Below are 19965 nucleotides of genomic sequence, written 5' to 3'. Positions count from 1 at the left end.
TCAAAGAATACCCAGCGGCCAGTGATGACCGATAAAGTACAGGATGCCTGCGGAAATCACCCCGGCGACAATATCATCGATCATGATCCCCATGCCGCCATGTACATTGCGATCAAACCAGCGGATCGGCCACGGCTTCCACATATCCAGAATACGGAAAATCACAAACCCGGCGGCGACCCACTGCCAGTCATTGGTCGGCAGCGCCATCAGGGTGATCCACATGCCAATAAACTCATCCCAGACGATGCTACCGTGATCGTGCACACCCATGTCTTTCGCCGTTTGATGACAAAGATAGACGCCGATACAGATCCCCAACATCACCACCAGCGAGTAGAGCTGCCAGGGCAAAAAGGTCATCAGATACCAGAACGGAATCGCCGCCAGCGATCCCATCGTGCCAGGAACGATTGGGCTTAATCCACTTCCGAATCCGACAGCAAGCAGATGCCACGGATTACTCATCTTCAGGCGACTTTTCGCGACATCTTTATGGCGTGGCAAAATGGTCATATCCTTTCCAGTCTAACGTGACAGGTTCGCCGTCACGAATAAAACAAAGCCCTTCGATATCGGCGGTCATTTGCCCGATACAGGTAAACGGTACGCCCAGATGACCGAGAGCCACATCCAGCGCGCCACGGTTCAGTTCCGGCACCGTGAAACACAACTCGTAATCTTCACCGCCAGAGAGCGCCCAGCGCAGCGCCTGTTCCGGTACAACATGGCGAGAAAGCGCATCAGAAAACGGCAGCAATGCCAGGTCAATACGTGCGCCGCAGTCGCTGGCTTTCACGATATGCCCGAGATCGGAAATCAGACCGTCAGAGAGATCGATAGCTGAATTTGCCAGATCGCGCAGTGACTGCCCCTGTAAAATACGCGGCGATGGACGGAGATGACGTTTGATCAAGTAGTCCGCATCTTTAGCATCGGCAACCTGCAAACGGTTTTGCAAAATCGCCAGCCCGGCGGCGCTATCGCCCGGTGTACCGGTCACATAGATCCAGTCACCCGGTTTCGCCCCAGAGCGCGTTAAGGCTCGTCCCATCGGAACAAAGCCGTGGATACCCAACGTCATTGATAATGGCCCACGCGTGGTATCGCCGCCAATGAGTTGCATATCGTAATAATTGAGAAGATCAAACAAACTGTCGCTGAAGGACTCAAGCCACGCTTCGTCTACGTCCGGTAAGGTTAATGCCAGCGTCAGCCAGGCCGGATCGGCCCCCATCGCTGCCAGATCGCTTAGGTTCACCGCCAGTGCTTTACAAGCCAGATCAGCAGGATCGATATCAGGGAGGAAATGGTTGCCCGCCACCAGCGTATCAGTGCTGATCGCCAGGGTCTGTTTCTCGGGGATATTGAGAAGAGCGCAATCGTCGCCGATGCCCAGTTCGACATCAAGACGAGAACTTCTTACACGGTCAAAATAACGGGCAATCAGGGAGAACTCGCCACATGCCATACGTTATGCCTCAGCAGGTAAAAAAGAAAAGGCCGGCGATCGCGGAACAGTCTTCCGTGAATCTACCGGCCTGGATATCACTTTTTGTTAGGGCGAATCACAGGTGCTGCTTTATCGAGTACGCCGTTGACGAACTTATGGCTGTCTTCTGCGCCGAACGATTTCGCCAGTTCGATCGCTTCGTTAATGGCCACTTTGTATGGCACATCGCTACGTTTAGACAGTTCGTACAGCGCAATGCGCAGTACTGCTTTTTCTACCTGTCCCAGTTCTTCCAGCAGGCGGGACAGGTATGGCTTCATCAGTCCGTCGAGGTATGCGGTATTAGTCGCCACCCCGGCCAGCAGCTCACGGAAGTACAGGACGTCAACGTCTTTTACATCCTGTTCAGCCAGGAACTGGTATTCAACATCAGCGATGTCGTTCTGGGACAACTGCCAGGAGTAGAGCGCCTGGACGGCACACTCACGAGCGCGGCGACGAGCAGCAGGTTTCACGGATTTCCCCTTACTAATTTCAGGCCTTGATGGCTTTCAATACATTAATCATTTCAAGCGCGGTCAGTGCAGCTTCTGCACCTTTGTTGCCAGCTTTGGTGCCAGCACGTTCGATCGCTTGTTCAATGCTTTCAGTGGTCAGAACCCCAAAAGCAACCGGAATTTCGCTGTCCTGGGCAACATGCGCCAGGCCGTTGCTTGCACCACCAGCGACATATTCAAAATGGGCAGTGCCACCACGAATAACCGTACCCAGCGCAATCACCGCGTCGTATTTACCGGTTTTAGCCAGTGCACCCGCCGCCAGCGGCAGCTCATAGGCACCAGGCACCCAAACAACGGTAATGTTTTCATCTTTTACCTGACCGATACGTTTCAGTGCATCAATTGCACCTTCCAGCAGGCTGTCATTGATAAAGTTGTTGAAACGCGCGATGGTGATGGCGACGCGAGCGTCCGGGGTAGCAACGTTAGCTTCAATAATGTTCATTTTCTTCCTTCGGGTTCGAGTATGGCCCCGCAGGGGGGCGGATTTTAGCATAATATTTCGTGCGCTGCTTCCCTTTCGAGCCGGGAGATCATGCACCCACTAAATGCAGGCAAACATCCGGGCCTACATGACGTATCTCTTTGAATTTAAATTGGGGGGCGTCAGCTAATTTCTCAAGCCCTGGCAGTGTGCATAATCCACGGGCGTCGCTGCCTAATAGTTTAGGTGCGATATAGACAATCAGCTCATCGACTAAACCCGCCTGCAGCAATGCGCCAGCGAGCGTTGGCCCCGCTTCCACCCAGATGCTGTTAATCTGCTGTTTACCCAGTTGCATCATCAGTACAACCAGATCCAGATGACCTTTATGCTCTGGAATCAGCAAGGTACGCACCGTTTCCGGCCACTCACGAGAATCTTCCTGCGTACGCGCGAACCAGGTTTCGCCGGGCTGCTGCACAATGTGATGTTCCGGCGTCACGCGATTTTGGCTATCAATCACAATACGTACCGGCTGACGGAGATTTTGTTGCGGATAGAGCGCCTGAGTTTGTTCATCCAGTTCAGACCAACGCACCGTTAAGGCAGGATCATCCGCCAGCACCGTAGCGCTGCTGGTTAAAATGGCATGACTTTGTGCGCGCAGTCGTTGTACGTCGCGCCGCGCCTGAGGCGAAGTGATCCACTGGCTTTCGCCGCTCGCCATCGCCGTGCGGCCATCAAGCGATGCGCCAAGTTTTAACTGAATATAAGGAAAGCCGGTGCGCATCCGCTTGAGAAAGCCTTTATTCAATTGCTCGGCTTCACTCATCATCAGCCCGTGGCTGACGTCAATGCCAGCCTGTTGCAAACGGTAAAGTCCACGCCCAGCGACCTGCGGGTTCGGGTCCTGCATCGCAGCGACCACGCGCGCTACGCCAGCGGCGATGAGTGCGTCACAGCACGGTGGCGTACGACCATGATGGCTACAGGGTTCGAGTGTGACATAAGCGGTCGCACCTTTGGCTTTTTCACCCGCCATACGCAACGCGTGTACTTCGGCATGTGGTTCACCCGCTCGTTGGTGGTAACCTTCACCGACAATTTCGCCATCTTTGACAATGACGCACCCGACATTCGGGTTGGGGTGGGTGGTAAAACGTCCTCGTTGCGCCAGCTTTAGCGCCCGCGCCATGTAATACTCGTCCTGCACGGCTTAGTCCTCCAGGCGCGCGATCTCTTCGCCAAATTCTTTGATATCTTCGAAACTGCGGTAGACAGAGGCAAAACGGATATAGGCGACTTTATCGAGCTTTTTCAATTGCTCCATCACCAGATTGCCAATCATCTTGCTCGGCACTTCGCGCTCACCGGTGGCGCGCAGCTGCGATTTAATATGATTGATTGCCATTTCGACGTCATCGGAACTCACCGGACGTTTTTCCAGCGCCCGCAGCATTCCGCTACGTAATTTTTCTTCATTAAACGGTTCACGCACGTCGTTGCTTTTTACAACACGCGGCATAACCAGCTCCGCCACTTCAAAGGTGGTGAAACGTTCATTACACACCAGACACTGCCGACGGCGGCGTACGGATGAACCCTCGCCCACGAGACGAGAGTCAATTACCTTAGTGTCCACGGCGAAACAGAATGGGCAATGCATACGGCGTCCTGACCAGGTGGTTAACAGAAATCTATTTTACCCTGAACTGACGATACAACAAAGGCGCAACGCTTTTGAGATAAAGGATCGATGCTTTCGCTGCTTTTACCCTCTACCATTAGGCTAATTGCGACGAGAAAGGGACGACCTATGAATACTAACGTTTTTCGACTGCTCCTGCTGGGAAGCCTGTTCAGCCTTAGCGCCTGTGTGCAGCAAAGCGAAGTGCGACAGATGAAACACAGCGTCAGCACGCTGAACCAGGAGATGACGCAACTCAATCAAGAAACAGTCAAAATCACTCAGCAAAACAGGCTGAATGCAAAATCCAGCAGTGGGGTTTACCTTCTGCCTGGAGCGAAAACACCGGCAAGACTGGAAAGCCAGATCGGTACTTTACGTATGTCGCTGGTGAATATTACGCCTGATACAGATGGCACCACCCTGACGCTACGTATTCAGGGCGAGTCGAATGATCCCTTGCCCGCATTCAGCGGAACTGTTGAATATGGGCAAATTCAGGGAACAATAGACAACTTTCAGGAAATCAATGTGCAGAATCAATTGATTAATGCCCCTGCCAGCGTCCTCGCCCCCAGCGATGTTGATATTCCGTTACAGTTAAAGGGGATTTCTGTGGATCAGTTAGACTTTGTACGTATCCACGACATTCAACCTGTTATGCAGTAAACGTATTGCGGGGCAATTTTGTGCGTCCCGCAACATCTTTCCCCGTCATTTTGTTACTCCGCTTACATCACCCAGATTGATAGTAAAAGTTTGCAACAAGGGTGAAAGTCAGTACAATCCCTGCCCGAATGTGTGTAAACGTGAACGCAATCGATTACGTAAATGATAGAACTGTGAAACGAAACATATTTTTGTGAGCAATGATTTTTATAATAGGCTCCTCTGTATACGAAATATTTAGAAACGCAATTTGCGCCTTTTTCACTCCCGCAAGGGATTTTCAAACAGTGGCATACATATGAAAAAAACATTACTGGCAGCCGGTGCGGTACTGGCGCTCTCTTCGTCTTTTACTGTCAACGCAGCTGAAAACGACAAACCGCAGTATCTTTCCGACTGGTGGCACCAGAGCGTTAACGTTGTCGGAAGCTATCACACCCGTTTCGGACCGCAGATCCGCAACGATACCTACCTTGAGTACGAAGCATTCGCTAAAAAAGACTGGTTCGACTTCTATGGTTATGCGGATGCGCCGGTATTCTTCGGCGGTAACTCCGATGCAAAAGGTATCTGGAACCACGGTTCTCCGCTGTTTATGGAAATCGAACCACGTTTCTCCATCGACAAGCTGACCAATACTGACCTTAGCTTCGGTCCGTTCAAAGAGTGGTACTTCGCGAACAACTACATTTACGACATGGGTCGTAATAAAGATGGTCGCCAGAGCACCTGGTACATGGGTCTGGGTACCGATATCGACACTGGCCTGCCGATGAGCCTGTCCATGAACGTCTATGCGAAATACCAGTGGCAGAACTATGGCGCAGCGAACGAAAACGAGTGGGACGGTTACCGTTTCAAAATTAAATACTTTGTGCCGATTACCGATCTGTGGGGCGGTCAGCTGAGCTACATCGGCTTCACCAACTTCGACTGGGGTTCCGATTTAGGGGATGACAGCGGTAACGCAATCAACGGTATTAAGACCCGTACTAATAACTCTATCGCTTCCAGCCATATTCTGGCTCTGAACTACGATCACTGGCACTACTCTGTCGTAGCTCGTTACTGGCACGACGGTGGGCAGTGGAACGACGATGCAGAACTGAACTTCGGCAACGGCAACTTCAACGTTCGCTCTACCGGCTGGGGTGGTTACCTGGTAGTAGGTTACAACTTCTGATTATGAAAATGCCGGGATTTATTCCCGGCATTTCAGATTGTTAACAACGTGCGCTTTGTTCATGCCGGATGCGGCGTAAACGCTTTGTCCGGCCCACAAAAGCACGTAAATTCAATATATTGCTGAAATAACGTAGGCCTGATAAGCGTAGCGCATCAGGCATTTTTACGTTTTAATCACTTCTTCTTGTTCATCATCGCTTTCAGGTCAGCGAATGGGTTGTACTTCGCTTCACCGACATCTTTCTGCGCATCTTCCCCTGCGATAACGGTCGTACCATACTGATCCGCTTCGGTATATTTCGAATGCTCATGATCGTGGCAATAGAGACAAAGCAATTCCCAGTTACTGCCATCTTCCGGGTTATTGGTATGGTCGTGATCAATGTGGTGAACGGTAAGTTCACGCATGTTGGAATAAACAAACTCGCGGGAACAGCGACCGCAGACCCACGGATAGATTTTTAATGCTTTTTCGCGATAGCCGCTTTCTAACCGCGCATAGTTTTTTGGGATGATAGCCATGAAAAGTTACCTGGATGAAATGTAGGGTTACGCGCAGTTTCCCAAGATGCGGGGATTTTCGCAATCTCCATACATCAAAAAAAATCCCGATCTTCTGACCGGGATTTTCAACATCAACGGGAACTTGATTACGGCAGAATTGACGGCTGATCCGCCCCTTCTTTTTCCACTTTCTGCTGCAACATGTGTTCGCGCTTCATACCCAGTTTCAGAGCCAACGCAGATGCCACATAGATGGAAGATGCAGTACCGATGGAAACACCGATAAGCATGGTCAGCGAGAAGCCTTCCAGTACCGGACCACCGAAGAGATACAGCATCAGGATAACCATCAAGGTAGTACCGGATGTGATCAAGGTACGGTGCAGCGTCTGGGTCAAGGACACGTTAAAGATTTCGTAAGGCGTACCGCGACGGATCTTGCGGAAGTTTTCACGAATTCGGTCCGATACCACGATACTGTCGTTAAGCGAGTAACCGATAACCGACATCAACGATGCCACAATGGTCAGGTCAATCTCGATATGGAATAACGACAAAATACCCAGCGTAATGATAACGTCGTGCGCCAGCGCAATAACCACCCCTGCCGCCAGTCGCCACTCAAAGCGGAAACCTACGTACACGAGGATAGACAGCAGCGCTGCCATCAACGCCATCGCACCGGTTTGCGCAAGGTCTGCCCCCACGCTCGGACCGACGAACTCAATACGCTTCACTGCTGCATTCTGATTGGTGGATTCGTTAATCACCTTCAGAACCTGGCTGCCCAGCACCTGACCGCCGGTTTCGCCTTCAGCAGGCGGCATACGGACCATGATGTCGTGGCTGCTACCAAAGTTTTGCAGCATTGGCTCTTCAAAACCGGCTTTTTGCAATGCATCACGCATTACGTCAATTTCAGCCGGTTTTTCGAGCGTAATTTCGATAACCGTACCACCGGTGAAATCCAGCCCCCAGTTAAAGCCGCGCACGCCCATAATAACGATAGCAGCGATTAACAGCAGACCAGAGATGCCGAAAGCCCAGTAGTCCCAGCGCATAAAGTCATAGACTTTACGGCCGTGGTTTAGTTGTTCAACAGTATATTCCTGTGCCACATCGCACTCCTCAGATTGACAGCTTCTTGACGCGCTTGCCGCCATATAGCAGGTTTACGATGGCACGCGTACCGACAATCGCGGTAAACATCGACGTCGCCACACCGATACCGGTAGTAATCGCGAACCCTTTAATTGCCCCGGTACCCACTGCGTACAGGATGATGACTTTAATCAGCGTGGTGATGTTCGCATCGAAGATAGAACTGAATGCGCCACGATAACCTTCATCAATTGCCTGTTGAACAGTACGTCCGTTGCTCAACTCTTCTTTAATACGTTCGTTGATCAGTACGTTCGCATCGACCGCTACCGCAAGGGTTAAGACGATACCCGCGATACCTGGCATACTCAGTGTTGCGCCTGGCAACAGCGACATAATACCGACGATCAAGATCAAGTTGGCAATCAGAGCACTGGTCGCAATCAGACCAAACTTCTTATAGAAGATGATCATGAACAGAATAGAAACCAGCAGACCGGCAAGGCAAGCCTCCAGCCCCTGCTCAATGTTCTGCATACCCAGGGTCGGGCCAATTGTACGTTCTTCAACAATCTGAATCGGCGCGATCAACGCACCGGCACGCAGCAGCAGTGACAGCTGACGGGCTTCGTTCGGGTTGTTGATGCCGGTGATACGGAAGCTGTTACCCAGACGAGACTGGATGTTGGCGATGTTAATCACCTCTTCCTGTTTCACCAGAACCGCACGACCATTTGCATCTTTCTTACCGCTGTCTTTGTACTCCACAAACAGGGTTGCCATCGGTTTGCCGATGTTGTCCTTGGTGAAGTTAGACATAATGTTGCCACCAGCGCTATCGAGCGAGATGTTAACCTGCGGCTGGTTGTATTCGTCCTGGCTGGAAGTGGAGTCGGTGATATGGTCACCGGTCAGAATTACGCGTTTGTACAGCACAACCGGCTGACCTTCGCGGGTCTGTTTCACTTCAGAGTCGCCCGGTACGCGACCGGATGCCGCAGCGGCCTGATCAACGTTGGTGTTTACCAGACGGAATTCCAGCGTTGCCGTCGCACCCAGAATCTCTTTCGCACGCGCAGTGTCCTGAATACCTGGCAGTTCAACAACGATACGGTCAGCACCCTGACGCTGAACCACCGGCTCCGCCACGCCAAGTTGGTTTACACGGTTACGCAGGATATTGATGTTCTGCTGCACCGCATATTCACGCGCTTCACTCAGACGAGCATCGCTCATTACCGCACGCAGCTGGTTGCTGCCCTGGCTGCTAATCACCAGGTCCGGATGGCGCTTGCTCAGATACGCAATGGCTTCATCACGAGCTTTAGCATCGCGGAAAGTAATGCTCAGGCCGTAGTTGTTTTCTTTACGAACGGTGGTATACGGGATGCCTTTTTCGCGCAGGTCGCTGCGCAGGCTATCGATATTTTGTTCCTGGAGTTTGCCAAGCGCGGTGTCCATATCCACTTCCATCAGGAAGTGAACGCCGCCACGCAGGTCAAGGCCGAGCTTCATCGGCTCAGCGTGAATAGCTGCCAGCCAGCGCGGCGTTGCCGGGGCAAGGTTAAGCGCCACGACGTATTTGTCACCCATAACGCCCATTAATGCTTCACGAGCGCGCAGCTGGGTGTCAGTGGAGTCGAAGCGCGCAAGAATAGCGCCCTCTTCCAGTGCCACAGACTTAGCAGTTATTTTTTCTTCTTGTAACGTTTTCTGGACCTGGATCAGCGTTTGCTCACTGGCGGCGACTCCGCGCGCACCAGTGATCTGAACAGCCGGATCCTCACCAAACAGGTTGGGAAGCGCATACAGCAGACCGATGACAATCACCACGATCAGCATGACGTACTTCCACAAAGGATAACGGTTTAACACGGCAATTCCCTTAGGGAAAAATTTTAATTACAGCGCCTTCATGGTGCCTTTCGGCAGGACGGCAGCTACGAAGTCACGTTTAATAACTACTTCAGTGGTGTCATTCAGCGCGATAGCAATGTAGCCGTTTTCCGCTACTTTGGTTACACGACCGACCAGGCCACCGTTCGTCAGAACTTCATCACCTTTGGCAATGGAGTCCATCAGCTTTTTGTGTTCTTTAGTGCGCTTCTGCTGTGGACGCAGGATCATGAAATAGAAAATCAGACCGAATACCACCAGCATCAAAATCAAAGACATCGGGCTACCTTGCGCCGGTGCACCCGTTGCCGCTACCGCATCAGAAATAAAAAAGCTCATTAAATTTCCCTCATTATTAATATTAATCAACGTTCAAAGGTGGTACTTCTCGCCCCTGACGCTGGTAAAAATCAGTTACGAAGCTCTCTAATTTACCCTCTTCAATAGCCTTGCGTAAACCCGCCATCAAACGCTGGTAGTAACGAAGGTTATGAATGGTGTTGAGTCGCGCGCCTAATATTTCGTTGCAACGGTCGAGATGATGCAAGTAAGCGCGTGAATAATTGCGACAGGTGTAGCAATCACACTCAGGATCGAGTGGGCCAGTATCGCTCTTATACTTCGCATTGCGGATTTTCACCACGCCATCGGTCACGAACAAATGACCATTTCGGGCGTTGCGGGTTGGCATTACGCAGTCAAACATATCGATACCGCGACGTACGCCTTCAACCAGGTCTTCTGGTTTACCAACGCCCATCAGGTAACGCGGTTTGTCTGCCGGAATTTGCGGGCATACATGCTCCAGAATGCGGTGCATATCTGCTTTCGGCTCACCCACAGCCAGACCGCCGACAGCGTAGCCATCAAAACCGATATCTACCAGACCTTTAACAGAAATATCACGTAAATCTTCGTAAACGCTGCCCTGAATGATACCAAACAGCGCATTTTTGTTTCCGAGACTGTCAAAACGCTCACGGCTACGCTTCGCCCAACGCAGAGACATCTCCATAGAGCGTTTTGCGTAATCCCAGTCAGCAGGATACGGCGTACACTCATCAAAGATCATGACGATATCCGAACCAAGATCGTACTGAATCTCCATCGACTTTTCCGGGTCGAGGAAAATCGGGTCGCCGTTGATCGGGTTACGGAAGTGAACGCCCTGTTCGGTGATTTTACGAATATCACCAAGGCTGAAGACCTGGAAGCCGCCGGAGTCGGTGAGGATCGGTCCCTTCCACTGCATAAAATCGTGCAGATCGCCGTGCAGTTTCATGATTTCCTGGCCCGGGCGCAGCCACAGGTGGAAGGTGTTGCCGAGGATAATTTGTGCGCCAGTGGCTTCAACTTCTTCCGGCGTCATCCCTTTTACGGTGCCGTAGGTGCCAACAGGCATAAAACAAGGCGTTTCCACTACGCCACGATCAAAGACCAGGCGGCCACGGCGTGCGCGACCGTCGGTGGTGTCCAGTTCAAATTTCATTTTTTCTCCACTACGTCAGAAAAACAGTCCAACGTTTAAACCAGCGCCGCGGAATTACTCCCCGACGCGCTCATTAATTGCCTGCGGATTGTACGTGATAAACATCGCATCACCGTAACTAAAAAAGCGATATTTCTCTTCTACCGCCGCTTTATAGGCATTCATGGTGTGTTGATAACCGGCAAAGGCCGAAACCAGCATAATCAGCGTCGACTCTGGCAAGTGGAAGTTCGTCACCAGCGCATCGACCACTTTGTACTGGAAGCCCGGATAGATAAAGATTTGGGTATCGTCAAAGAACGGTTCGATAAGATCGTTTTTTGCCGCCTGTGCCGCGCTTTCCAGCGAACGTACTGAAGTGGTGCCAACCGCAATCACCCGGTTACCGCGCGCTTTCGCCGCCAGTACCGCGTCTACCACATCCTGCGGTACTTCAGCGTATTCCGAGTGCATGATGTGATCTTCAATGGTGTCGACGCGCACCGGCTGGAAGGTGCCCGCACCAACGTGCAACGTCACAAACGCCATCTCCACGCCTTTGGCGCGTAATTTTTCCAGCAAAGGTTCGTCAAAATGCAGACCAGCGGTCGGGGCTGCAACCGCGCCCGGTTTTTCGCTATAAACGGTTTGATAAAGTTCGCGGTCAGCGTCTTCGTCCGGACGGTCGATATACGGCGGCAGCGGCATATGGCCGATGCTGTTGAGAATATCCAGCACCGAACGATCATCATTAAATTCGACTTCAAACAGTGCGCCGTGGCGCGCGGTCATTGTTGCGTTGATACTTTCGTCATCGCCCAGCAACAGTTCTGCGCCAGGTTTTGGCGCTTTCGAGGCGCGAATATGCGCAAGAATGCGTTTGTCGTCGAGCATCCGCTCAACCAGCACTTCAATCTTGCCGCCGCTGGCTTTACGCCCAAACAGGCGCGCCGGGATCACGCGGGTATTATTAAAAACCAGAAGATCGCCGGGGTTGAGCTTATCGAGTAAATCGGTGAAAGTACCGTGCGTCAGCGCGCCCGTCGGCCCGTCCAGCGACAGTAAACGACAGCTACTGCGTTCAGGCATCGGATAGTGGGCAATCAGGGATTCGGGCAATTCAAAGGAGAAATCGGTAACGCGCATGACACTGACTCAGACTAAAATAAGAGGCGGGTAGTCTAGTGCCGGGGCGCTCTCCCTGCAACCTTTACCCCCCTTTGGATAGAATATAATCGATGAATTTTTTAGCACACCTGCATTTAGCCCATCTCGCGGAAAGCTCGCTTTCCGGCAATTTGCTGGCTGATTTCGTACGCGGAAATCCTGAAGAAAGTTTTCCGCCCGACGTCGTGGCTGGCATTCATATGCATCGACGTATCGACGTATTGACTGACAATCTGCCGGAAGTCCGCGAAGCACGGGAGTGGTTTCGTAGTGAAACTCGCCGCGTTGCGCCTATTACGCTGGATGTCATGTGGGATCACTTTCTTTCCCGTCACTGGTCGCAGCTGTCGCCGGACTTTCCGCTACAGGAATTTGTTTGTTATGCCCGCGAGCAAGTGATGACAATTTTGCCGGACTCACCGCCACGCTTTATCAACCTGAACAACTACTTATGGTCAGAGCAGTGGCTGGTGCGCTATCGCGATATGGATTTCATCCAGAACGTGTTAAACGGCATGGCAAGCCGTCGCCCACGTCTGGATGCCCTGCGTGACTCCTGGTACGATTTAGACGCCCATTATGCCGCCCTCGAAACCCGCTTCTGGCAGTTTTATCCACGGATGATGGCGCAGGCGTCACGCAAGGCGCTCTGAAACTTCAAGTTCCGGCGTCACTATTTTTTAGCATTCACATCCAGCGGAGCGGCATAACAACTGTAAGAAAAACATTCGCTGGAATGATTGGCGATATCTTTAAAGTTGCTTTCAGCAACCCCCTCGAACATGAGTACCGTTCTGGACAACTCTCCGTTGTCATTTATATGTGGAAAATCAAATTGTGTACTGAATCGCCATACATCTGTCTTTTCTGGCTCGCTGTTCACAGAGATACGTCGATGGAAGACTCCTCCTGAAAACGTGCGCCAGAACAATTGTTGATCAAAATCTTGTAATATCGCACACTTGGATGCTATTTGTTGTAGTAAACCTGCATACCGTGGACTGCCATCACGAGCAACATTATACAAACACTGACTAAAAGCATCGAACAAACAATAGATGTGATCACTAGTGAAAAAAGGTCTTAATTTTTTTTGTTCTTCGTCGCTGTAATCCAGGAGCATCTCATTGATTTCTTCCTGTGAGAATTTTAAGACAAAATTATCTTCAGGATTTGTTTCTTTCTTGTTTTTTTCAATATTCTTCTCCTCAATGCTATTCGCATTTTGTTTCGCAATTATTTCCGAATTTTTTTTCGCAGTTTTTTCCGCAGTTTTTTTCGCAATTTCTTCTGCAATTCTTTCCCGAGTTTTAAATTTTAAACTGACACCATCGATGTCAACCGGTGTTGTTTTAAGATCTCTCTGCGCGTCTTTCAAATTTAACTCATAGAGTTTGGGCAGTTTATCTGCAGATACGTATCCGGATGAAGAAATCTGGTGTGTACGCAGGGGCGGCTGTTCACAAAGCATCGAGGTTATATCGTCTTTAAACTCTTTTACATTAAACTTCTCGGCATTAACCTTCCCTGTTATAAACCCCGCATCGGTAATTTTCTTCTCTAATTGTTTTGTACGTTTAGAATAATAAGCGTTGTTATCATAAAACTTTTCAAGAAGAGCCCACTCCTCAAGTTGCTTTATGTGATTTTTCAACTGTTGATGATCTATTTTATATTCATGTGTACTAGGGTAATGACTCCAACTTATTGATAGTGTTTTATGTTCAGATAATGCCCGATGACTTTGTCATGCAGCTCCACCGATTTTGAGAACGACAGCGACTTCCGTCCCAGCCGTGCCAGGTGCTGCCTCAGATTCAGGTTATGCCGCTCAATTCGCTGCGTATATCGCTTGCTGATTACGTGCAGCTTTCCCTTCAGGCGGGATTCATACAGCGGCCAGCCATCCGTCATCCATATCACCACGTCAAAGGGTGACAGCAGGCTCATAAGACGCCCCAGCGTCGCCATAGTGCGTTCACCGAATACGTGCGCAACAACCGTCTTCCGGAGCCTGTCATACGCGTAAAACAGCCAGCGCTGGCGCGATTTAGCCCCGACGTATCCCCACTGTTCGTCCATTTCCGCGCAGACGATGACGTCACTGCCCGGCTGTATGCGCGAGGTTACCGACTGCGGCCTGAGTTTTTTAAATGGCGGAAAATCGTGTTGAGGCCAACGCCCATAATGCGGGCGGTTGCCCGGCATCCAACGCCATTCATGGCCATATCAATGATTTTCTGGTGCGTACCGGGTTGAGAAGCGGTGTAAGTGAACTGCAGTTGCCATGTTTTACGGCAGTGAGAGCAGAGATAGCGCTGATGTCCGGCGGTGCTTTTGCCGTTACGCACCACCCCGTCAGTAGCTGAACAGGAGGGACAGCTGATAGAAACAGAAGCCACTGGAGCACCTCAAAAACACCATCATACACTAAATCAGTAAGTTGGCAGCATCACCCGACGCACTTTGCGCCGAATAAATACCTGTGACGGAAGATCACTTCGCAGAATAAATAAATCCTGGTGTCCCTGTTGATACCGGGAAGCCCTGGGCCAACTTTTGGCGAAAATGAGACGTTGATCGGCACGTAAGAGGTTCCAACTTTCACCATAATGAAATAAGATCACTACCGGGCGTATTTTTTGAGTTATCGAGATTTTCAGGAGCTAAGGAAGCTAAAATGGAGAAAAAAATCACTGGATATACCACCGTTGATATATCCCAATGGCATCGTAAAGAACATTTTGAGGCATTTCAGTCAGTTGCTCAATGTACCTATAACCAGACCGTTCAGCTGGATATTACGGCCTTTTTAAAGACCGTAAAGAAAAATAAGCACAAGTTTTATCCGGCCTTTATTCACATTCTTGCCCGCCTGATGAATGCTCATCCGGAATTCCGTATGGCAATGAAAGACGGTGAGCTGGTGATATGGGATAGTGTTCACCCTTGTTACACCGTTTTCCATGAGCAAACTGAAACGTTTTCATCGCTCTGGAGTGAATACCACGACGATTTCCGGCAGTTTCTACACATATATTCGCAAGATGTGGCGTGTTACGGTGAAAACCTGGCCTATTTCCCTAAAGGGTTTATTGAGAATATGTTTTTCGTCTCAGCCAATCCCTGGGTGAGTTTCACCAGTTTTGATTTAAACGTGGCCAATATGGACAACTTCTTCGCCCCCGTTTTCACCATGGGCAAATATTATACGCAAGGCGACAAGGTGCTGATGCCGCTGGCGATTCAGGTTCATCATGCCGTTTGTGATGGCTTCCATGTCGGCAGAATGCTTAATGAATTACAACAGTACTGCGATGAGTGGCAGGGCGGGGCGTAATTTTTTTAAGGCAGTTATTGGTGCCCTTAAACGCCTGGTTGCTACGCCTGAATAAGTGATAATAAGCGGATGAATGGCAGAAATTCGAAAGCAAATTCGACCCGGTCGTCGGTTCAGGGCAGGGTCGTTAAATAGCCGCTTATGTCTATTGCTGGTTTACCGGTTTATTGACTACCGGAAGCAGTGTGACCGTGTGCTTCTCAAATGCCTGAGGCCAGTTTGCTCAGGCTCTCCCCGTGGAGGTAATAATTGACGATATGATCATTTATTCTGCCTCCCAGAGCCTGATAAAAACGGTTAGCGCCGGGGTTGGATTTTTCAGCGTTCCAGCTAAGGCTAAGGCATTCCTGTTCAAGCGCAAGCCGGGCTATAAAGCGCATTATCGCTTTACCCGTGCCCTTATTTCGATCGCACTGAGAAACATACAGCTCTTTAATATGCAGCTGACCGCTGTATCGGGGCGAGGGATAAAGAATATTGCAACATGCCAGGCCAGTAATGTTATTGCCGCAGCGCGCTCTGATCACCAGGGTACCGGAAAGCCGGTTGAATAACTTTTTACAGAGATAATCCTTCATCAACGCTTCCTGAATGATACCTTCGCCATAATAGGGGTCGTCTCAGAAAACGGAAAATAAAGCACGCTAAGCCGGTTGCAGAGGCCGTAGCGGCCTGGACTTCCCCGCGCCGATCTTGGCGCTGCTGCGCCATAGGTAATCACCGGTCAGGTTGATGTGCTCCCAGCCGAGTGGCGACAGGTACTGCAATAGCGAGTCATCGACGGCATGACCATTGCCGCGCAACGCATGCGCCGCACGCTCCAGGTAGACCGTGTTCCACAGCACGATGGCCGCCGTCACCAGGTTGAGGCCGCTGGCCCGGTAGCGCTGCTGCTCGAAACTGCGGTCACGGATTTCACCAAGGCGGTTGAAGAACACGGCACGGGCCAGCGCATTGCGCGCCTCGCCCTTGTTCAGCCCGGCATGCACGCGGCGGCGTAGCTCGACGCTTTGCAGCCAGTCGAGGATGAACAGCGTGCGCTCGATGCGGCCCAACTCGCGCAGCGCGACGGCCAAGCCGTTCTGGCGCGGGTAGCTGCCGAGTTTCCTGAGCATCAGCGAGGCCGTCACCGTGCCCTGCTTGATCGAGGTGGCCAGCCGCAGGATTTCGTCCCAATGGGCGCGGACGTGCTTGATGTTGAGCGTGCCGCCGATCATCGGCTTGAGCGCGTCATAGGCGGCATCGCCCTTCGGGATGTAGAGCTTGGTGTCGCCCAGGTCGCGGATGCGCGGCGCGAAGCGGAAGCCCAAGAGGTGCATCAGGGCGAAGACGTGATCGGTGAAGCCCGCCGTGTCGGTGTAGTGCTCCTCGATCCGCAGGTCGGATTCGTGGTACAGCAGGCCGTCGAGCACGTAGGTTGAGTCGCGCAGGCCGACATTGACCACCTTGGTGTGGAATGGCGCGTATTGGTCGGAGATGTGGGTGTAGAAAGTCCGTCCTGGGCTGCTGCCATATTTTGGGTTGATGTGCCCCGTGCTCTTTGCCTTGCTAGCGGTTCGGAAATTCTGTCCGTCCGATGATGATGTGGTGCCATCGCCCCAGTGCCCGGCAAAGGGATGCCGAAACTGAGCGTTGACCAGTTCAGCCAACGCTGTCGAGTACGTTTCGTCGCGGGTATGCCAGGCTTGCAGCCAAGCGAGCTTCGCGTAGGTCGTGCCGGGGCAGGACTCGGCCATCTTGGTCAGGCCCAGGTTGATCGCGTCGGCCAGGATCGTGGTCAACAACAGGTTCTTGTCCTTGGCCAGATCGCCCGATTTCAAGTGCGTGAAGTGCCGGGTGAAGCCCGTCCACTCATCGACTTCGAGCAGCAGTTCGGTGATCTTGACGTGCGGCAGGACCATGGCTGTCTGGTCTATCAGCGCCTGCGCGGTGTCGGGCACCGCCGCATCCAGCGGCGTGATCTTCAAGCCCGACTCGGTGATGATGGCATCCGGCAGGTCGTTGGCTGCCGCCATGCGGTTGACGGTGGCAAGTTGTGCTTCCAGCAGCGTCAGCCGCTCATGCAGATATTGTTCGCAGTCGGTGGCCACGGCCAGCGGCAATTCGCTGGACTGCTTGAGGCTGGTGAACTTCTCGGGCGGTACCAGGTAGTCCTCGAAGTCCTTGAACTGGCGTGAACCCTGCACCCAGATGTCGCCCGAGCGCAGGGAGTTCTTCAACTCGGACAGCGCGCACAGTTCGTAGTAGCGCCGGTCGATGCCGGCGTCGGTCATCACCAGTTTCTGCCAGCGCGGCTTGATGAAGCCGGTCGGTGCATCGGCTGGCAGCTTGCGGGCGTTGTCGGTGTTCATGCCGCGCAGCACCTCAATGGCATCAAGCACGTTTTTGGCGGCGGGCGCGGCCCGCAGCTTGAGCACGGCAAGGAATTCCGGTGCATAGCGGCGCAGGGTGGCGTAGCTCTCGCCGATGCGATGCAGGAAATCGAAGTCATCGGGTTGCGCGAGCTTCTGCGCCTCGGTGACGCTCTCGGCAAAGGAATCCCAGGACATGACGGCCTCGATGGCGGCAAACGCATCGCGGCCTGATTGCTTGGCGTCGATCAGCGCCTGACCGATGCGCCCGTACAGACGTACCTTGGCGTTGATGGCCTTGCCTGACGCCTGGAACTGCTGCTGATGCTTATTCTTGGCAGCGTTAAACAGCTTACCCAGGATGCGGTCGTGCAGGTCGATGATTTCGTCGGTGACGGTGGCCATGCCCTCGGTGGCCAGCGCCACGAGAGTGGCGTAGCGCCGTTGCGGCTCGAATTTGGCCAGGTCGGCGGGTGTCATCTGGCCGCCCTCGCGGGCAATCTTGAGCAGGCGGTTCTGGTGAACCAGCCGCTCGATGCCGGTAGGCAGATCGAGTGCCTGCCATGCCTTGAGGCGTTCGATGTGTTCCAGCATATGCCGCGAATTTGGCTTGGCCGGAGACTGGCGCAACCAAGCCAACCAGGTCGTCTTGCCGTTGTCCCGGCGCTTGAGCAGATCGTCGAGGCGGCGGCGATGCGCGTCCGCCAGTGGTTCGGCCAAGGCGTCGTAGATGCGCCGGTTAGCACGGGTGATCGCCTCGGCACTCGCCCGCTCGACGGCGTTGAGGGCGGGCAGAATGACCGACTGCCGCCGCAGGTGCCCGATCAAGGCGCTGGCCAGCACGATGCCTTTGTCGGTTTGCATCGCCAGCTCGGTCAGCATCTGGACGGCCTGCCGGTAATGGCTCATGGTGAAGGGCCGGAAACCGAACACGGTTTGCAGCTCGCTCAGGTGCTCGCGCCGGCACTGTTGCAAAGTTAGCGATGAGGCAGCCTTTTGTCTTATTCAAAGGCCTTACATTTCAAAAACTCTGCTTACCAGGCGCATTTCGCCCAGGGGATCACCATAATAAAATGCTGAGGCCTGGCCTTTGCGTAGTGCACGCATCACCTCAATACCTTTGATGGTGGCGTAAGCCGTCTTCATGGATTTAAATCCCAGCGTGGCGCCGATTATCCGTTTCAGTTTGCCATGATCGCATTCAATCACGTTGTTCCGGTACTTAATCTGTCGGTGTTCAACGTCAGACGGGCACCGGCCTTCGCGTTTGAGCAGAGCAAGCGCGCGACCATAGGCGGGCGCTTTATCCGTGTTGATGAATCGCGGGATCTGCCACTTCTTCACGTTGTTGAGGATTTTACCCAGAAACCGGTATGCAGCTTTGCTGTTACGACGGGAGGAGAGATAAAAATCGACAGTGCGGCCCCGGCTGTCGACGGCCCGGTACAGATACGCCCAGCGGCCATTGACCTTCACGTAGGTTTCATCCATGTGCCACGGGCAAAGATCGGAAGGGTTACGCCAGTACCAGCGCAGCCGTTTTTCCATTTCAGGCGCATAACGCTGAACCCAGCGGTAAATCGTGGAGTGATCGACATTCACTCCGCGTTCAGCCAGCATCTCCTGCAGCTCACGGTAACTGATGCCGTATTTGCAGTACCAGCGTACGGCCCACAGAATGATGTCACGCTGAAAATGCCGGCCTTTGAATGGGTTCATGTGCAGCTCCATCAGCAAAAGGGGATGATAAGTTTATCACCACCGACTATTTGCAACAGTGCCATATCAAGCGACTTCTCCTATCCCCTGGGAACACATCAATCTCACCGGAGAATATCGCTGGCCAAAGCCTTAGCGTAGGATTCCGCCCCTTCCCGCAAACGACCCCAAACAGGAAACGCAGCTGAAACGGGAAGCTCAACACCCACTGACGCATGGGTTGTTCAGGCAGTACTTCATCAACCAGCAAGGCGGCACTTTCGGCCATCCGCCGCGCCCCACAGCTCGGGCAGAAACCGCGACGCTTACAGCTGAAAGCGACCAGGTGCTCGGCGTGGCAAGACTCGCAGCGAACCCGTAGAAAGCCATGCTCCAGCCGCCCGCATTGGAGAAATTCTTCAAATTCCCGTTGCACATAGCCCGGCAATTCCTTTCCCTGCT

The 19965-nt window shown here is 52.4% G+C and carries 19 protein-coding genes and 3 pseudogenes; 4 read left to right on the top strand and 18 right to left on the bottom strand.

Features of this window, described 5'->3' with window-relative positions:
* From pgpA to nrdR, 6 genes are all read right to left on the bottom strand, one after another.
* Complete coding sequence (gene pgpA, locus HUZ68_RS05575) at positions 1–516, bottom strand: phosphatidylglycerophosphatase A (RefSeq protein WP_000154043.1); 516 nt, start codon at positions 514–516, stop codon at positions 1–3.
* Complete coding sequence (gene thiL / locus HUZ68_RS05570) at positions 494–1471, bottom strand: thiamine-phosphate kinase (protein ID WP_000742093.1); 978 nt, start codon at positions 1469–1471, stop codon at positions 494–496. Before thiL ends, pgpA begins: the two co-directional genes overlap by 23 nt.
* A 77-nt stretch (positions 1472–1548) precedes the next feature.
* Positions 1549–1968, bottom strand: a complete 420-nt coding sequence (nusB, locus tag HUZ68_RS05565; protein WP_000801125.1) for a transcription antitermination factor NusB — start codon at positions 1966–1968, stop codon at positions 1549–1551.
* A gap of 19 nt (positions 1969–1987) precedes the next feature.
* Complete coding sequence (gene ribH / locus HUZ68_RS05560; RefSeq protein ID WP_001021161.1) at positions 1988–2458, bottom strand: 6,7-dimethyl-8-ribityllumazine synthase; 471 nt, start codon at positions 2456–2458, stop codon at positions 1988–1990.
* Positions 2459–2546: 88 nt separating this feature from the next.
* Positions 2547–3650 (bottom strand): bifunctional diaminohydroxyphosphoribosylaminopyrimidine deaminase/5-amino-6-(5-phosphoribosylamino)uracil reductase RibD, encoded by a 1104-nt coding sequence (gene ribD / locus HUZ68_RS05555; protein WP_001150437.1) that lies wholly within the window; start codon positions 3648–3650, stop codon positions 2547–2549.
* Positions 3651–3653: 3 nt separating this feature from the next.
* Positions 3654–4103 (bottom strand): transcriptional regulator NrdR, encoded by a 450-nt coding sequence (gene nrdR, locus HUZ68_RS05550; RefSeq protein WP_000543535.1) that lies wholly within the window; start codon positions 4101–4103, stop codon positions 3654–3656.
* Between the two features lie 150 nt (positions 4104–4253).
* Between nrdR and HUZ68_RS05545 the strand changes: the two genes are divergently transcribed.
* Together HUZ68_RS05545 and tsx are read left to right on the top strand one after the other, a co-directional pair.
* The gene (locus HUZ68_RS05545; protein WP_001362411.1) at positions 4254–4793 is read left to right on the top strand and encodes a SadB/YajI family lipoprotein; all 540 of its coding nucleotides are present in this window, start codon (positions 4254–4256) and stop codon (positions 4791–4793) included.
* 298 nt (positions 4794–5091) lie between these two features.
* On the top strand, positions 5092–5976 hold the full coding sequence (gene tsx / locus HUZ68_RS05540; RefSeq protein WP_001295328.1) for a nucleoside-specific channel-forming protein Tsx: 885 nt from the start codon (positions 5092–5094) through the stop codon (positions 5974–5976).
* A gap of 176 nt (positions 5977–6152) precedes the next feature.
* Here the strand turns inward: tsx and yajD are convergent, their stop codons facing one another.
* From yajD to queA, 6 genes are all read right to left on the bottom strand, one after another.
* Entirely contained in the window at positions 6153–6500 is a 348-nt protein-coding gene (yajD, locus tag HUZ68_RS05535; protein WP_112338134.1) for an HNH nuclease YajD, read from the bottom strand.
* A gap of 128 nt (positions 6501–6628) precedes the next feature.
* Entirely contained in the window at positions 6629–7600 is a 972-nt protein-coding gene (gene secF / locus HUZ68_RS05530) for a protein translocase subunit SecF (protein ID WP_000046637.1), read from the bottom strand.
* Between the two features lie 10 nt (positions 7601–7610).
* Positions 7611–9458 carry a protein translocase subunit SecD gene (gene secD, locus HUZ68_RS05525; protein ID WP_000934822.1) on the bottom strand — a complete coding sequence of 616 codons (1848 nt, stop codon included), beginning with the start codon at positions 9456–9458 and terminating at the stop codon, positions 7611–7613.
* A gap of 27 nt (positions 9459–9485) precedes the next feature.
* A complete protein-coding gene (gene yajC / locus HUZ68_RS05520) occupies positions 9486–9818 on the bottom strand; it encodes a preprotein translocase subunit YajC (RefSeq protein WP_000007629.1) in 333 nt (110 codons plus the stop codon).
* Between the two features lie 22 nt (positions 9819–9840).
* Positions 9841–10968, bottom strand: a complete 1128-nt coding sequence (gene tgt, locus HUZ68_RS05515) for a tRNA guanosine(34) transglycosylase Tgt (RefSeq protein WP_000667319.1) — start codon at positions 10966–10968, stop codon at positions 9841–9843.
* 54 nt (positions 10969–11022) lie between these two features.
* Complete coding sequence (gene queA / locus HUZ68_RS05510) at positions 11023–12093, bottom strand: tRNA preQ1(34) S-adenosylmethionine ribosyltransferase-isomerase QueA (protein ID WP_001266492.1); 1071 nt, start codon at positions 12091–12093, stop codon at positions 11023–11025.
* A 92-nt stretch (positions 12094–12185) separates the two neighbouring features.
* Between queA and acpH the strand changes: the two genes are divergently transcribed.
* The gene (gene acpH, locus HUZ68_RS05505) at positions 12186–12767 is read left to right on the top strand and encodes an ACP phosphodiesterase (protein ID WP_001009882.1); all 582 of its coding nucleotides are present in this window, start codon (positions 12186–12188) and stop codon (positions 12765–12767) included.
* Between the two features lie 20 nt (positions 12768–12787).
* On the opposite strand, the pseudogene HUZ68_RS05500 reads toward acpH, so the two are convergent.
* Both HUZ68_RS05500 and HUZ68_RS05495 read right to left on the bottom strand, forming a co-directional pair.
* Positions 12788–13801, bottom strand: a pseudogene (locus tag HUZ68_RS05500) (hypothetical protein); the annotation flags it as partial.
* A gap of 17 nt (positions 13802–13818) precedes the next feature.
* Positions 13819–14516 (bottom strand): IS1-like element IS1B family transposase gene (locus HUZ68_RS05495; protein ID WP_095033700.1). Its coding sequence is split into 2 segments (ribosomal slippage): positions 13819–14267 and positions 14267–14516, totalling 699 coding nucleotides; the frame shifts between segments, so codons are not numbered across the junction.
* A 278-nt stretch (positions 14517–14794) separates the two neighbouring features.
* Here HUZ68_RS05495 and HUZ68_RS05490 point away from each other — a divergent pair.
* Positions 14795–15454 (top strand): type A-1 chloramphenicol O-acetyltransferase, encoded by a 660-nt coding sequence (locus HUZ68_RS05490; RefSeq protein ID WP_000412211.1) that lies wholly within the window; start codon positions 14795–14797, stop codon positions 15452–15454.
* Positions 15455–15654: 200 nt separating this feature from the next.
* Here the strand turns inward: HUZ68_RS05490 and HUZ68_RS05485 are convergent, their stop codons facing one another.
* The 4 genes and pseudogenes from HUZ68_RS05485 to HUZ68_RS05470 all read right to left on the bottom strand — a co-directional run.
* The gene (locus tag HUZ68_RS05485) at positions 15655–16032 is read right to left on the bottom strand and encodes a GNAT family N-acetyltransferase (RefSeq protein WP_000656305.1); all 378 of its coding nucleotides are present in this window, start codon (positions 16030–16032) and stop codon (positions 15655–15657) included.
* A gap of 66 nt (positions 16033–16098) precedes the next feature.
* Positions 16099–18777, bottom strand: a pseudogene (locus HUZ68_RS05480) (Tn3-like element TnAs3 family transposase); the annotation flags it as partial.
* A 42-nt stretch (positions 18778–18819) separates the two neighbouring features.
* Positions 18820–19524 (bottom strand): IS6-like element IS26 family transposase, encoded by a 705-nt coding sequence (locus tag HUZ68_RS05475; RefSeq protein ID WP_001067855.1) that lies wholly within the window; start codon positions 19522–19524, stop codon positions 18820–18822.
* Between the two features lie 169 nt (positions 19525–19693).
* Positions 19694–19963, bottom strand: a pseudogene (locus tag HUZ68_RS05470) (IS91 family transposase); the annotation flags it as partial.
* Positions 19964–19965 lie beyond the last annotated feature (2 nt).

Origin of the sequence: Shigella dysenteriae, from assembly GCF_022354085.1 — a bacterium.
GTDB classification, from domain to species: Bacteria; Pseudomonadota; Gammaproteobacteria; order Enterobacterales; family Enterobacteriaceae; genus Escherichia; species Escherichia coli.
Note: the sequence above shows the minus strand (reverse complement) of the source record. Positions and strands in the feature narration are given on the sequence as shown.

Coding starts and splice junctions, on each gene's coding strand:
- pgpA (WP_000154043.1), bottom strand. CDS start 516: ATGACCATTTTGCCACGCCATAAAGATGTCGCGAAAAGTCGCCTGAAG.
- thiL (WP_000742093.1), bottom strand. CDS start 1,471: ATGGCATGTGGCGAGTTCTCCCTGATTGCCCGTTATTTTGACCGTGTA.
- ribH (WP_001021161.1), bottom strand. CDS start 2,458: ATGAACATTATTGAAGCTAACGTTGCTACCCCGGACGCTCGCGTCGCC.
- nrdR (WP_000543535.1), bottom strand. CDS start 4,103: ATGCATTGCCCATTCTGTTTCGCCGTGGACACTAAGGTAATTGACTCT.
- HUZ68_RS05545 (WP_001362411.1), top strand. CDS start 4,254: ATGAATACTAACGTTTTTCGACTGCTCCTGCTGGGAAGCCTGTTCAGC.
- tsx (WP_001295328.1), top strand. CDS start 5,092: ATGAAAAAAACATTACTGGCAGCCGGTGCGGTACTGGCGCTCTCTTCG.
- yajD (WP_112338134.1), bottom strand. CDS start 6,500: ATGGCTATCATCCCAAAAAACTATGCGCGGTTAGAAAGCGGCTATCGC.
- yajC (WP_000007629.1), bottom strand. CDS start 9,818: ATGAGCTTTTTTATTTCTGATGCGGTAGCGGCAACGGGTGCACCGGCG.
- tgt (WP_000667319.1), bottom strand. CDS start 10,968: ATGAAATTTGAACTGGACACCACCGACGGTCGCGCACGCCGTGGCCGC.
- queA (WP_001266492.1), bottom strand. CDS start 12,093: ATGCGCGTTACCGATTTCTCCTTTGAATTGCCCGAATCCCTGATTGCC.
- acpH (WP_001009882.1), top strand. CDS start 12,186: ATGAATTTTTTAGCACACCTGCATTTAGCCCATCTCGCGGAAAGCTCG.
- HUZ68_RS05490 (WP_000412211.1), top strand. CDS start 14,795: ATGGAGAAAAAAATCACTGGATATACCACCGTTGATATATCCCAATGG.
- HUZ68_RS05485 (WP_000656305.1), bottom strand. CDS start 16,032: ATGAAGGATTATCTCTGTAAAAAGTTATTCAACCGGCTTTCCGGTACC.
- HUZ68_RS05475 (WP_001067855.1), bottom strand. CDS start 19,524: ATGAACCCATTCAAAGGCCGGCATTTTCAGCGTGACATCATTCTGTGG.